This window comes from Halomonas sp. Y3, assembly GCF_024137965.1.
Classification (GTDB): domain Bacteria; phylum Pseudomonadota; class Gammaproteobacteria; order Pseudomonadales; family Halomonadaceae; genus Halomonas; species Halomonas mongoliensis.
On the sequence record NZ_CP099975.1, the window covers coordinates 3,602,542 to 3,616,440 of the forward strand.

Below are 13,899 nucleotides of genomic sequence, written 5' to 3' on the forward strand. Positions count from 1 at the left end.
GCCGAAGGCCTCCCCGCTTCGCGGTTCCAGACGGGTAACTACAGACCCTGCTTCAGGCTGGCGACAATAAACTGGTCCAGATCACCATCCAGCACCTTGTCGCAGTTGCTGGTCTGCACGCCGGTGCGCAGGTCCTTGATGCGCTGGTCATCCAGCACGTAGGAGCGGATCTGGCTGCCCCAGCCGATATCGGCCTTGGAGTCTTCCGCCTCCTGCTTGGCGGCGTTGCGCTTCTCCATCTCGTGCTCCCACAGCTTCGCCTTGAGCTGCTTCATGGCGAAGTCGCGGTTGGCGTGCTGGCTGCGCTGGCTCTGGCAGGCCACCACGATGCCGGTGGGCTCGTGGGTGATCCGCACCGCCGAGTCGGTGGTGTTGACGTGCTGGCCGCCGGCGCCGCTGGAGCGGTAGGTGTCGACGCGCAGGTCCGCCGGGTTGATCTCCACCTCGAAGCTGTCGTCGATCTCCGGCGACAGGAACACCGAGCAGAAGGAGGTGTGGCGACGGCCACCGGAGTCGAACGGGCTCTTGCGCACCAGGCGGTGCACGCCGGTCTCGGTGCGCAGCCAGCCGAAGGCGTGGTCGCCCTGGATATGCACCGTGGCCGACTTGATACCCGCCACCTCGCCGGCAGAGAGCTCGATGATCTCGGCCTTGAAGCCGTGATGCTCGGCCCAGCGCAGGTACATGCGCAGCAGCATGTTGGCCCAGTCCTGGGCCTCGGTGCCGCCGGAGCCCGACTGGATATCCAGGTAGGCGTTGTTGGCGTCCATCTCGCCGGAGAACATGCGGCGGAACTCGAGCTTCTCGAGGCTGCCCTGCAGGCCCGCCAGCTCCTTCTCCACCTCGGCGACGGTGTCCTCGTCCTCCTCCATCTCGGCGAGCTCGAGCAGGTCGCGGCTGTCGGCCAGGCCCTGCTCCATCTCGTCGATGGTCTCGACGACCAGCTCCAGGGAGGCACGCTCCTTGCCGAGCTTCTGGGCGTAATCCGGATCGTTCCAGACGCCCGGGTCCTCGAGCTCCCGGGAGACTTCCTCTAGCCGGTCTTTCTTCTCGGCATAGTCAAAGATACCCCCTCAGGACGTCTGTCCGCTCAGACAGGTCCTTGATGAGGTTGTGGATGGGGTTGGTTTCCAGCATGGCATGCTCGCCTGAATCTGCGGTGGAAAAACGGCCGCCGCGGCGCGGCATGGCGCCTGGGCCGCGGCGGCTCGGAAAAGTCATCCATTGTAGCGAACCTGGCGCCGCCCCGCATCCGCCGCGGAGCGGCTTCCGGGCAGCACCGCTATCGCCGATAAATCGGGCTCCCACCATAAAAACGGCCCCTATCAGCGATCGCCTTCCGCGGCCTGGGCCCAGACGCAGGAAACCCGGCCGAGGCCGGGTTCCCGTATCGCGCTGGCTGGCTGACACTTAGAAGCGGTAGGTCAGCTGGGCGCCGAAGCCGTGGGCCTCGTTCTTGTAGTCGGCGGAGTAGCTTGCTCCCCCAACGGGGACGCCGCCAGTCGCTTCACTTGCCAGGAGGTCACTGCGCTCCTGACTGACGCTAGTGCCTCGCTCGGTCAGGTAGGAGTAGGCGAAGTCCAGGGTCAGGTCGTCGGTCGGGCTCCAGCCTGCACCGATGGAGAAGATGCGGCGGTCGTCAGACGGAATCCGTACGCTACGACGATCATTGTTGGTCGGCGTGAAGTCCAGGGTGATACCGGCACGCAGCGCGAGCTGCGGATTGAGCTGGTACTCACCGCCCAGCGAGTAGGCCCAGGCGTTGGAGTAGTTCTGGATTTCCTGGGTGATGGTGTCGCCCTGGCTGCCCGTGACCAGGATCTGATCGAAGCGGCTCCAGCGCACCCAGGAGGCCCCCGCCATCAGCTTCAGGCGATCGGTCATCTCTTGAGTGATGGAAAAGTTCACGGTTTCCGGCGTGCTCAGGTCCAGATTGGCATCGTCGGCACGCACCACATTGCCCGCGGGATCATAGGCGCGAAAGTCACCGGTCAGGGTGTAGTCCACCTTGGAGCGATAGGTCAGGCCCAGCGTCGTCTCGGGAATCGGCTGATAGATGACGCCGATATTGTAGCCCCAGCCGTCGTCGTCACCCTCGACCCGCGAATCGATATCGTTAGCGGCATTGAAGCCAGGCTCCGAGGGCAGCTGGCGGCGCAGCTCGCCATCAACGCGGTTGTAGGTGATGCCGGCACCCACCGCCAACTGGTCATTGAAGCGGTAGGAGACCGTAGGCTGGGCGCTGATGACCGTCAGCTCGGTGTAGTTACCGAAATAGCGCCCCTGGAAGTCACCTTCATAATCGGTCTTGGAGCCGAAGGGGGCATAGACCCCGAAGCCGAAGGCCAGACGCTCATTGACCGGATGGGCGTAAAAGGCGAAGGGCACCAGAGTCCCGGGCACCATGTCGCCATCATTACCACCGGGAATATCGCCGATGGGCACCTGTACCCCCATGGGCGCTCCACCCTGAGCAACTCCCGCATCCAGCGTACGCTGGGCTTGGACGTTCTTGATATCGCTATTGACGTTCAGATAGGTCCCACCGGCCGTTACCTGGGCGCGATCCAGGAACGACATGCCGGCCGGGTTGCCGAAGACGATGGTGGCGTCGTTGACGTTGGAGCTACGCCCGGCGTGGCCATAGCCCTGGCCGCTGACGCTCTGCTCGTTGATCTGGTAGCCGCCGGCGTGGGCCTGGCTGGCGAGGGCAGCGGCGGCGATGGCCACGGCCAGGGAGAGGCGATTGAACTTGTTCTTCATGAGATCCATCCCTTGCGGTTCTATTGTCGCGTTGGCGCTGGCGTGTGCTCGCGGTGGAGACGCGCGCTTGCCCTCCCCTTTTCTCGCAACCCAACGGGCGTTTCAACCCCAAACGCTCGTTTTAATGACGCAATCGCTAATACTTTGGTTGCATGACCGTTTGATTGATCGAACTTTCAGGGAGTTAGGCAATACAGCCGTGACGGTACCACTCCCTTGCTTATCCGCCTTGACCCTTGGGTAACACATAGGTTTTACACTGAGGTCATTCGCAGACAGCGCGAGAAAGGCATCAGCGAGGCACCCCATGAAGGTAAGCGAACTGGCGAAGTCCGCCGGCGTCACCGCCGAGACCGTCCGCCACTATGTGCGCGAGGGGCTACTGCACCCGGAGCGCCACCCCGACAACGGCTACCAGCTCTTCGAGCGGGATGACCTGGAGCGGCTGCGCTTCATCCAGCGCGCCCGCACCCTGGGCTTCGGCGTGGCCGAGATCCGCGAGATCCTCGCCCACGCCGACCAGGGCGACTCCCCCTGCCCCATGGTCCGCGACCTGCTGGCCAGCCGGCTGCCGGAGATCCAGGCGCGCATCGCGGAGCTTCAGGCCCTGGCCGCGCGCATGGAGCAGGCCCTCGAGACATGGGCCGAGATGCCCGACGGCACCCCGGATGGCCACAGCCTCTGCCGGTTGATCGAAAGCTTTCCGGAGCCGCTGTGTGACAACCCGCGCGACAACCATGAGCGCAGCAACGACGACCACCGCACGCCCATCGGCGCCACATCCAGCGAGGAGACCCAGTGAACGCTCGCACCCCACTCGAACGTATCGTGCCCGGCATGAGCTGCCAGGGCTGCGTGAAGCGCATGCGCGAGGCGATCCAGGCCCGGGACCCGGAAGCCGAGGTGGTCGGCACGCCGGCCGAGAAGCACCTGGCCGTTACCACCACCCTGGACGAAGACGCCCTGGACCAGGCCCTGTCTGATGCCGGCTACCCCCCCGGCGAGCTCGAGGAGGACACGGGCAAAAACACTGGCGAGGATGCGGGCGCCGAGACGCCGGACAGCAGGGAGCCCAGGGCAGCCGAATCGGCGCCCGCCGCCGAGAGCGCGGCTCCAGCGGCATCCGGCGAGGAGCGCGCCACCGCTCGACGCCTCTCCATCAGCGGCATGACCTGTGCCAGCTGCGTGAAGAGCGTGCAGCAGGCGCTGGAGCGCACGCCGGGCGTGGTCAGCGCCGAGGTCAACTTCGGCACTCATACCGCCCAGGTTCGCGGCAGCGCCGGCGAGGCCGAGCTGATTCGCGCCGTGGAGGCGGTAGGCTACGAGGCCGAACCGATCCTCGACCTGCGCCAGGCGGAGGAGGCCCGGGCCGAGAAGGACGCCCGGGAATACCGCCGCCGCCTCAAGGGCAGCTTCTGGTCCCTGGCCCTGGCGGTGCCGCTGATGGCCAGCATGTTCTTCTACCACCCCCACCCCGTGGGCATGGGGCGGCTCTTCTGGCTGGTGATCGGCCTCTTGACGCTGGCCGTGATGGCAGGGCCCGGCCGCCATTTCTTCATCAACGCCTGGAAGAATCTCAAGCACCATCAGGCCAACATGGACACCCTGATCGCCATGGGCACCGGCACCGCCTGGATCTACTCCATGGGCGTGGTGGCCTTCGCGCCCTGGCTCCCCCACGTGGCCCACGGCATCTATTTTGAAGCCTCGGCCATGATCATCGGCCTGGTGCTGCTCGGCAACGCCCTGGAGCTGCGCGCCCGGGGGCGCACCAGCGATGCCCTCAAGCGGCTGCTGGACCTGCAGAGCCGCACCGCCCGGGTGATCCGCGACGGCGAGGAGCGCGAGCTCGACATCGACGCGGTGCGCGAGGGCGACCAGATCCGCGTGCGGCCCGGCGAGCGCCTGCCGGTGGATGGCGAGGTGACCGAGGGGCAGAGCCATATCGATGAATCCATGCTCACCGGCGAGCCCCTGCCGATGGCCAAGGCCGCCGGCGACGAGGTGAGCGCCGGCACCGTGAATGGCAAGGGCTCGCTGGTCTACCGCGCCACCCGGGTCGGCGCCGACACCCGCCTGGGGCGCATCACCGAGCAGGTCGCCAGCGCCCAGAACTCCCGGCCGCCCATCGGCGAGCTGGCCGACAAGGTCTCCAGCATCTTCGTGCCGTCGGTGATGATCATCGCCGTGCTTACGGCGCTTGCCTGGTTCAACTTCGGCGCCGAGCCCCGGGTGATTCATATGGTCGTGACGGCCACCACGGTGCTGATCATCGCCTGCCCCTGCGCCCTGGGCCTGGCCACACCCATCTCCACCATGATCGGCGTGGGCAAGGCCGCCGAGCACGGCGTGCTGGTGAGAAGCGGCGAGGCGCTGCAGGTGGCCAGCAGGCTCACCACCCTGGTGGTGGACAAGACCGGCACCCTCACCGAGGGCAAGCCCAGCGTGACCGAGGCCGAGGTGATCGACGGCGACAGGCAGGCGCTGCTGGGCCTGGTGGCGGCCCTGGAGCGCGGCTCCGAGCATCCCCTCGCCGCGGCTCTGCTCTCACACGCTGAAGAGGCCAGCGCCGAGGCCGCCGAGATTCGCCACTTCGAGAGCGTGACCGGCGGCGGCGTGAAGGCCGAGACCCTTGAGGGCAAGCCGCTGCTGCTGGGCAACGCCCGCCTGCTGGAAGAGGCCGGCATCGAGCTGGCCGGCGGCCGCGAGAAGGCCGGCGAACTGGAGGAAAAGGCGCGCACCGTGGTTTACCTCGCCGTGGATGGCAGGCTCGCGGCGCTTTTCGGCATCAGCGACCCGCTGCGCCACGACACCGTGGCGGCGGTCAAGCGGCTGCAGGCCGACGGCCTCAAGGTGGTGATGCTGACCGGCGACAACGAGCACACCGCCGCCGCCATCGCCCGGGAGGTGGGCATCGACGAGTTCCGCGCCGGCCTCCTGCCCGAGGACAAGCACGCCGAGATCGAGCGGTTGCAGGCGGCGGGCGAGAAAGTCGGCATGGTGGGCGACGGCATCAACGACGCCCCGGCCCTGGCCCGAGCCGACGTGGGCTTCGCCATCGGCCAGGGCACCGACGTGGCCATCGAGAGCGCCGGCATCACCCTGATGCGCGGCTCGCTGCACGGCGTGGCCTCGGCCATCGAGATCAGCCGCGCCACGCTCACCAACATCAAGCAGAACCTGGTGGGCGCCTTCGGCTACAACACGCTCTGCATTCCCATCGCCGCCGGGGTGCTCTACCCGATCACCGGCATGCTGCTCTCGCCGATGATCGCGGGCGTTGCCATGTCGCTCTCCTCCGTCACGGTGGTGAGCAACGCCAACCGCCTGCGGCTGTTCCGCCCCGGCGGCGAGGCCGCCGGCAGCCCACAGGGCAAGAACGCACAGGACAAGGAGGCTACCGCATGAGCTGGCTTATCAACCTGGCCGGTATGGCCCTGATCGCCCTGATCGTCTGGTGGTTCTGGATCGGCCGCTAGACGTCGGCACGCGTCAGCCAAGGCTTACAGCACGCGTCGGGGATGGCTGACAGAGCCATCCCCCGTTCGGGCTAACCTGACAGGTATTCACTTGCCGCCGATGCGCGTGCCAGGAGGAGGTCATGCGCCTCCACGCCGAGCGGGGTCTGACGCTTGCCGAGCTGCTGGTGGCGATCGCGGTACTGTCGCTTATCGTCACCGTGGGCGTTCCCGGCTATCAGCGCTTCACCGCCCGCAACGAAGTCGCCACCGAGGTCCTGCGCCTGCAGACGGCGCTGGCCATGGCGCGCAATACGGCGATCACCCGCCGCGCTACCGTGACCCTCTGCCCCAGCGCCGACGGCGTGCAGTGTCAGATTGCCAACAACGCCAGCGGCGAGGCCTGGCTAGCGCCGCTGGTCATCTTCGAGGGGCGGGGCGAGCCCGGCGACCCGCTGCTGCGCACCTTCGGCGAGAGCCGCCTGGTATCGCTGACCTACCGCAACGACAACCGCCCGGTGCGCTACACCGCCCTGGGCCGCTCCGGGGGGCATAACGGCACCTTTCGGCTATGCGGGCGGCTGGAAACAGGGGCCAAGGTAGTGGTCAGCAATATGGGGAGGGTGAGGATGGGGAGCGAGAGCCCCTTATGCTGACTCCCGCCCCGGACCGCCGTCTACTACCCCCCAGTGTCAGGATGACTGTCGTGCCCTCTGATACCCTGTTCTTGTAAACCGACCAGGGGGCGAAAGGAGACACTCATGCCTCGTTACTCAGAGGAGCGCCGGCAAGCCGTGGTCACCAAGCTGCTGCCTCCCCACAACCTCTCCCCGCAGGTGATCGCGGAGCAGGAAGGGATCTCGTTGGGCACCGTCTACAAGTGGCGCAAGGAAGCCCGTGCCGAAGGGCGCTGCCTGCCGGATGCGCTGGGCAAGGGCGCCGATGGCTGGTCGTCAAAGGACAAGTTCAACGCCGTGCTTGAAACCGCTTCGATGAACGCCCAGGAGACGGCGGAGTACTGCCGCCGCCGCGGGATCTACCCCGAGCAGCTGGAGCGGTGGCGCCATGACTGCGAACAGGCTGCCAGCCTCTCGCACTCCGAACGCCAGCGTGAAGCCGATGAGGCCAAGCAGCAGCGCAAGCGCATCAAGGCGCTGGAAAAGGAGCTCGCCCGCAAGAACGAGGCCCTGGCGGAGACCGCAGCGTTGCTGGCCCTCAGAAAAAAGGCGAGGGCGATCTGGGGGGACGAGGACGCATGATCAGCACCCCAGATCGCCAACGCGCCATCGCGCTGATCGACGAGGCCAGGGCCCAGGGAGCACGCCTGGAGACTGCTTGCCGCGAGCTGGGCATCACCGCCCGAACGTACCAGCGCTGGACGCGCGGCGGAACGCTGCACGAGGACCAGCGCCCTTTGGTCGACCGGCCGGTGCCGGCTAATGCGCTGACACCGGCCGAAGAACAGGAAATCCTCGATGTGTGCCACCGCCCCGAGTACGCCAGCCTGCCGCCAGAGCAGATCGTGGTGCGCTTGTTCGATGAGGAGCAGCGCTACCTGGCCTCACCCTCGTCATTCTACCGGGTGATGCGCAAGCACCGCGAAATGGTGCACCGGGGCCGTGCCAAGCCACCTCAACGCCGCGCCAAGCCCACGACCTACCAGGCCACTGCGCCGAACCAGGTGTGGTCGTGGGATTGCACGTGGTTGGGCGGCCCGATCAAGGGGCAGCACTACTACCTGGTCATGATGGTCGACATCTTCAGCCGCAAGGTCACCGGCTGGGAGGTGTTCCTGGCCGAGTCGGCCCACAACTCCCGCACCGTGCTGGAGCGTGCCGTGCTGGCAGAACGGATCATTGACCAGCCGCTGGTGCTTCACGCGGACAACGGCAGCCCCTTCAAGGGCGCCACGCTGCTGGAGAAGCTGCATGAGCTCGGCATCACGCCCTCCTTCAGCCGACCGCGGGTCAGCAATGACAATCCCTACTCGGAGGCGCTGTTCCGCACCTGCAAGTACCGGCCCTGTTACCCCATACACGGGTTCGCCACGCTTAGCGACGCGCAAGAGTGGGTGGCCGGCTTCGTCCAATGGTACAACCACGAGCATCGCCACAGCGGGATCCGCCTGGTGACGCCGGCACAGCGCCATGCGGGCGAAGACAAGGCAGTGCTGGCCAAGCGCCACGTCATCAATCAGGCGGCGCGTGATGCCAATCCCGCTCGCTGGAGCGGCAAGACCCGCAACTGGACGCCGATCGGCACCGTGTCACTCAACCCGGAGCGGGAGCTCCAGGTCTCCGTCATCGAACCAGAAAAGCAGGTGGCGTGAATGACCTCAGAGGCGACAGATTCCTTGACAACTACCGCTACCTCCAGAAAAGTATCCTAGGGTCCTCTAAGCTAGCCCCCCCACCAAGCTGAAAGCCTTCTAAACCTTCTGCAAACGTTACACTACCCGCACCGCTCACCTCTACATTCTTCCCCAGAAGGGATCCGGCAACCCCACCACTTCCAGTTACCCTTATATTTGAGTAGGGCGCATAAATTGCAACCTGAGACTGATTATTACCATCCACCGTCACACCGGGGCTGCCGGAAGCTTGCTGATATGCACTAAAAATCGCCAATGCCGGTCTGAGCTCCCCACTGCCAGTTTGACGGACAAATTCATCTGATACCTGCAAGTTAGTGCCACCACCCAAATTCACCTGACCCGTAGTATAAACGCTCAAGCTTGCACCTTCATCTATAGTAAGACTTGCATTCCCCCCGAGATCAAAGACCCCATCAACAATAAGCGTTACATCCCCCTTCACCACAAGCTCGCTTAGCCGCCCTTGCGTCAACAAATCACCATCAACCTTTACAGTGAGGCTCTCTCCTTCGCTCCCCAAAAAGGTAGTAGACGCATCGCTATTACCAGCACCGCCCGTCAGGGTGAGCCCGCGAGGACCTGTGTTAAAGCAGTGCGCGCAACCAGCCATACTAAACCAGTCACCAAGAGCTTGACCTGAGGGGGATTCCATCGCACTCGTAAAAAAATCACCTAGCCCGCCTGACTCGGCACGAACCTCTAGAACATCACATCCCTCAGGGTGTATATCCTGACCAGTTTGATAACTTGCAACCACTTCCATTTTTGCTGCATCGCCCTGCCACCAGGGCGGATAGTCTGGGGTTGCTTCACCTATGGCTGCCGACGCGGGAGGAGAAACACCGCCTGACATGATCAGACTGGAGCCAGCAACGACCTTGCCGTTGACTTGCCCACTTCCTGAAAGCTCTACATTTTCACACGCCTCAACCGCGGAATTGAAAGGCGAAATACCGCCAGGAACACCCAGCAAAAAAATCAATTTCACCTGCTCACTCTCCGCCAGAACCTTACGGCCATCGCCTATAAGGGCAGCCATAGCGACAATGCAGCCATCATAATTTTCGCAGCTATCAAAGATCCGAAAGTAGCACTCGACACCGTCAGGGCAGTCTGCCTCCACCGCGTCTTCAGAAAAGAACTCCTCCCCTGCGTAAAGATAGTTATCATTAGTGAAAGACTCCCAGCTCATTCCACTCAACTCATCCATATCTACCAAGGAGTCCCATTCATGCTCTTCTCTTTCACTCCATCCTTGAGCAGCCGCCACCTCAGCGGCCATCTGCACGTCTGAAGCGGCCCGATAGTTCCCCGCCAGCCGCTCATCGACCTGAGAAGACTGCATGCTCATCAGACCCAGCGTTAGCGAAACGGCCAGCAGCGACATCACAACGATTAACGCGACGCCTTTTTGTTTATGCATTTACAACCTCTACTACTCAAATACATATTCTAATAATATTAAATATGCTAATTCTAATGAGCCTGCAGTTCCTACCCTCCTCGGGGTCGGGATCGGGATCGGGATCGGGATCGGGATCGGGATCGGGATCGGGATCGGGACCGGGACCGGGACCGGGACCGGGACCGGGACCGGGACCGGGATCGGGGCCGGGGCCGGGGTCGGGGTCGGGACCGGGGAGGACGGAAGTACCGCCACCCACAGCCCTCGTGCGATTCATGGCATGAAAGACAAGAACATCCGGATCTGGCTTATTGCCTGTGGGCACAAGCTGAAACACTATAGAGACAACGCCGTCCTCGATATATTCATCAAGCACATAAAACCCTGGTCCATCAGGACCTAAAAATCCCCGAACCAGCTCTTGAAAAGCATCGTTAGTTGCACTCCCAGCACATTCTTTTACCCTTGACTCCAAGGCACCACGACTGTTGCCGCCGTCTGAAATATCTTTTAGGCGATAAGCCTTGACAATGTCATCACCCTGCGAACAGCCAGATGAAAAGTCACCTCTATTTTTCAGACGAAGATTCAAAACCTCACCATCCCACTCGTCACCATGCCAATCAGCTCGCCGAATATCTCGCAGCAGCGTCTCCACGGCGAAATTGACCGCCGCCTGTTTTTCACTCAGCCGGGTAATACGCTCGCTGGTCTGAGAGAGGGAGATAAACAGCTGACCGGCGCCCAGGATTACCACCAGGCTGACGACCATGGCAACCATCAGCTCGACAAGGGAGAAACCATTTTGCCGCTTCATTTTCATAACTGGGGCAGCCTGACATGGTAAATAAATTCAGGCTTTTCGCCTGAAGCGCGCGGCTCGTCCCATGAAATGGTTATAGTGAACCCACATTCAGAACTTGATCCATTCGACTCGGAATCTACGTCGCTTGAGTCGCTAAAGCCAGGCAGATAGCCGCTCCAGGCATCATACCAGTCGATTCCGTTATTACCTTCCCTGGCATCACTCCAGTTAGGACAGGTACCACCGGCTATCTGCGCCCAGAGCCGCTCCTGGGCATCCTGGGCCGCCAGGGTAGCGATGGAGCGCTGGTAGGCGATATGGGCACTCTGCAGCGCGTTCAGCTGCATGGCGGCGGCACCCAGCATGCCGATGGAGAGCACCAGCAGGGCAATCAGCGCCTCGATCAGGGAGAAGCCCCGGCTCGTATGAAATCTTTCAGCTCTCATCATCGCTGTCCCTTCTGCCAACCCGACCCTGGCGGGATACCTCCAGCACGCGGTCCTCGATGCCGTCATTGGATGAGCTTAGCGTGATCCGGCAGTCATCGGGACAGCCACTGCCTGCCACCGGCTTACCCAAAGCGTCGAAGGTCAACGACAGTTCAGCCGGCGATACCTGCGTTCCCGCCCCCTGCAGGCTGCGCAGCACGGTGTCATCCGCTGCCGTGACCCGATAGCCCCAAGGAGTGTTGTGAGTGAGCTCGAAGGTAACCTCGGCACGCCGTTTGATCGCCTCGCTGCGAGCATAATTCAGGCCGGACAACATCAGATTGTAGTCCGACGCCATGCGGTTCACCGCCATGGTGCGCTGAAAGCCGGGTACCGCCACGGAAGCCATGATGGCAATCACGGCCAGCACCACCAGCAGCTCGAGCAGGGTAAAACCGCGCGCTCGTCTCATGGGGCGGTTACCAGCATCCGCTGGGGCCGCGGCTACCGTCGCTGCTCAGCGTAAGATCGCCATCGCAGCCATCGCGCCGCGCCGTGCTTGCCGTGATGAGATATCCCTGCCCTCCGTTCTGAGGCGCATAGGTAATGGCATAGTTGCCGTCAGGGGAAGTGTCGGTGATCGAACAGTCGCCATAGCTGTAGCTGCGGGTATAGCAGCGCTCGAGCTCTCCTGCTGCGATATTCAGCCCGGCCTGGGCATCGGCGCGCAGCGAGCGCTCCACATACCGCTGATAGCCGGGAATCGCCACCGAGGCCAGAATGCCGACAATGGCCACGGCGATCAGCAGCTCGACTAGGGTAAAGCCGGCGCAGCCCCTCGGCGACGCGGCGGGCGTGCGGGAGCTGCGGCGAGAGCTTGGCGAATTCACGCGATATCCCCTCCACACTTCGTTACATCATGTTTCAGTATGTGGCAAGACGGGGATTTTTGATAGGGCCCCGCGCAGGGCGTTCAGCCCCTGCGCGGAGGGCGCCAGCCTATTCGCTGACGATGACGCGCTCGCGCAGCTCGCGAGGCATGGAGAAGGTGATGGTCTCGGCACGGCCGTCGAGCTCCTCGGGAGCCGCGGCGCCCAGGTCCTGGAGACGCTGGATCACCCCCTGCACCAGCACCTCCGGCGCGCTGGCGCCGGCGGTGACGCCTACGGCCTTGACTCCCTCCAGCCAGGCGGGATCGATCTGCTCGGCGTTGTCGATCAGGTGGGCCGGGGTGCCGATGCGCTCGGAGAGCTCGCGCAGGCGGTTGGAGTTGGAGCTGTTGGGGCTGCCCACCACCAGTACCAGATCGCTGCCCGCGGCCAGTTCGCGCACGGCGTCCTGGCGATTCTGGGTGGCGTAGCAGATGTCGTCCTTGCGCGGCCCCTCGATCTCCGGGAACTTGGCGCGCAGGGCGTCGATCACCTTGGCGGTGTCGTCCATGGAGAGCGTCGTCTGGGTGACGAAGGCGAGCCGGCTCGGGTCCTTCACCTCGAGGGTGGCTACGTCCCCTTCATCTTCCACCAGGTAGATGGCACCGCCGTGGGAGGTGTCGTAGCGCCCCATGGTGCCCTCCACCTCGGGGTGCCCCTCGTGGCCGATCAGCACACACTCCTGGCCGCGGCGGGCGTAGCGCAGCACCTCCAGGTGGACCTTGGTGACCAGCGGGCAGGTGGCGTCGAACACCTTGAGGCCGCGGCGCTCGGCCTCCTCCTGCACGGCGCGGGAGACGCCGTGGGCGGAGAAGATCACGATGACGTCGTCGGGCACCTCGTGGAGCTCCTCAACGAAGACCGCACCGCGCTCGCGCAGGGTGTCCACCACGAAGCGGTTGTGGACCACTTCATGGCGCACGTAGATGGGCGGCCCGAAGACGTCCAGCGCCCGGTTGACGATCTCGATGGCGCGGTCGACGCCGGCGCAGAAGCCGCGGGGGTTGGCCAGTTTGATCTGCATGAGTCTCTGCCTTGATGCGTCAGGGGCATCTGCTGGTTGATTCGTTGGGGGCTGACCGCCGAGGCCGATCGCCGATAAATCGGGCTCCTACAGGGGCCCTTGGCGATACCTCAGCGGCTGATCGCCGATGAATCGGGCTCCTACAGGGCCGGGTGGCACCGCCGGGGCGCCCTCAGCTCCGCCTTAGTGGGTCGTGGCGGGCTTAACGTCTATGACTTCCACCTCGAAGGTCAGGGTACGCCCTGCCAGCGGGTGGTTGAAGTCCACGTCGACCATGTCGCCATCGATGGCGCTGATCACCCCGGGCAGCTCGCCGCCGGAGGGGTCGGCGAAGGACATCACCGTGCCCACCTCCAGCTCCTCGTCGCCGAAGTCGTCGCGCTTGAGGCGCTGGATGTTCTGGGGGTTGTGCTGGCCGAAGGCGTGCTCCGGGGTGATCTCGAAGCTACCGCTCTCGCCGGCGGCCATGCCCTTCATGGGATGCTCGAAGCCGGGCGGCAGGTTGCCGTCGCCCACCTGGAAGGTGGCGGCGGCCTTGTCGCGGGTGGAGTCCACCACGGTGCCGTCTTCCAGCTTGAGGGTGAAGTGCAGGGTCACTTCCATGCCCTCGTCGATGCGGTACTGCTGGCTGTTCTGGTCGGTCATGGGATCTTGGGCTCGGTAAAAATGATTAGGTTCGGGGCAGCGCCGGGCCGCCAATCGCCGATAAATCG

Annotated in this window: 13 protein-coding genes; 4 read left to right on the forward strand and 9 right to left on the reverse strand. The window is 64.0% G+C overall.

Going from position 1 to position 13,899, the window contains the following annotated elements:
* Positions 1 to 38 precede the first annotated feature (38 nt).
* Together prfB and NHL60_RS17070 are read right to left on the reverse strand one after the other, a co-directional pair.
* A protein-coding gene (prfB, locus tag NHL60_RS17065; protein ID WP_253452275.1) for a peptide chain release factor 2 occupies positions 39 to 1,134 on the reverse strand; the annotation gives its coding sequence in 2 pieces (ribosomal slippage) (positions 39 to 1,061 and positions 1,063 to 1,134; 1,095 coding nt in all).
* 276 nt (positions 1,135 to 1,410) lie between these two features.
* A complete protein-coding gene (locus tag NHL60_RS17070) occupies positions 1,411 to 2,763 on the reverse strand; it encodes an OmpP1/FadL family transporter (protein ID WP_253446218.1) in 1,353 nt (450 codons plus the stop codon).
* A 307-nt stretch (positions 2,764 to 3,070) separates the two neighbouring features.
* Here NHL60_RS17070 and NHL60_RS17075 point away from each other — a divergent pair, with 307 nt between their 5' ends.
* The 4 genes from NHL60_RS17075 to NHL60_RS17090 all read left to right on the forward strand — a co-directional run bounded on the left by NHL60_RS17075 (position 3,071) and on the right by NHL60_RS17090 (position 8,550).
* Complete coding sequence (locus NHL60_RS17075; RefSeq protein WP_253446221.1) at positions 3,071 to 3,565, forward strand: MerR family transcriptional regulator; 495 nt, start codon at positions 3,071 to 3,073, stop codon at positions 3,563 to 3,565.
* 35 nt (positions 3,566 to 3,600) lie between these two features.
* Complete coding sequence (locus tag NHL60_RS17080) at positions 3,601 to 6,171, forward strand: heavy metal translocating P-type ATPase (RefSeq protein WP_253452278.1); 2,571 nt, start codon at positions 3,601 to 3,603, stop codon at positions 6,169 to 6,171.
* Between the two features lie 193 nt (positions 6,172 to 6,364).
* Complete coding sequence (locus NHL60_RS17085) at positions 6,365 to 6,877, forward strand: GspH/FimT family pseudopilin (protein WP_253446224.1); 513 nt, start codon at positions 6,365 to 6,367, stop codon at positions 6,875 to 6,877.
* 105 nt (positions 6,878 to 6,982) lie between these two features.
* Positions 6,983 to 8,550 (forward strand): IS3 family transposase gene (locus tag NHL60_RS17090; RefSeq protein ID WP_253445349.1). Its coding sequence is split into 2 segments (ribosomal slippage): positions 6,983 to 7,448 and positions 7,448 to 8,550, totalling 1,569 coding nucleotides; the frame shifts between segments, so codons are not numbered across the junction.
* Positions 8,551 to 8,587: 37 nt separating this feature from the next.
* On the opposite strand, the gene NHL60_RS17095 is transcribed toward NHL60_RS17090, so the two are convergent.
* From NHL60_RS17095 to fkpB, 7 genes are all read right to left on the reverse strand, one after another.
* A complete protein-coding gene (locus tag NHL60_RS17095) occupies positions 8,588 to 10,018 on the reverse strand; it encodes a hypothetical protein (protein WP_253446227.1) in 1,431 nt (476 codons plus the stop codon).
* Positions 10,019 to 10,034: 16 nt separating this feature from the next.
* A complete protein-coding gene (locus NHL60_RS17100) occupies positions 10,035 to 10,823 on the reverse strand; it encodes a PilW family protein (RefSeq protein WP_253446230.1) in 789 nt (262 codons plus the stop codon).
* Complete coding sequence (pilV, locus tag NHL60_RS17105) at positions 10,820 to 11,251, reverse strand: type IV pilus modification protein PilV (RefSeq protein ID WP_253446233.1); 432 nt, start codon at positions 11,249 to 11,251, stop codon at positions 10,820 to 10,822. The genes NHL60_RS17100 and pilV overlap by 4 nt, the downstream gene beginning before the upstream one ends.
* Positions 11,241 to 11,705: a GspH/FimT family pseudopilin gene (locus NHL60_RS17110; protein WP_253446236.1), complete on the reverse strand. Its 465-nt coding sequence runs from the start codon at positions 11,703 to 11,705 to the stop codon at positions 11,241 to 11,243. The genes pilV and NHL60_RS17110 overlap by 11 nt, the downstream gene beginning before the upstream one ends.
* A 7-nt stretch (positions 11,706 to 11,712) precedes the next feature.
* Entirely contained in the window at positions 11,713 to 12,123 is a 411-nt protein-coding gene (locus tag NHL60_RS19640) for a type IV pilin protein (protein ID WP_301271076.1), read from the reverse strand.
* A gap of 109 nt (positions 12,124 to 12,232) precedes the next feature.
* Positions 12,233 to 13,186 (reverse strand): 4-hydroxy-3-methylbut-2-enyl diphosphate reductase, encoded by a 954-nt coding sequence (ispH, locus tag NHL60_RS17120; RefSeq protein ID WP_253446239.1) that lies wholly within the window; start codon positions 13,184 to 13,186, stop codon positions 12,233 to 12,235.
* A 183-nt stretch (positions 13,187 to 13,369) separates the two neighbouring features.
* Positions 13,370 to 13,831: an FKBP-type peptidyl-prolyl cis-trans isomerase gene (fkpB, locus tag NHL60_RS17125; RefSeq protein ID WP_253446242.1), complete on the reverse strand. Its 462-nt coding sequence runs from the start codon at positions 13,829 to 13,831 to the stop codon at positions 13,370 to 13,372.
* Positions 13,832 to 13,899: the final 68 nt, after the last annotated feature.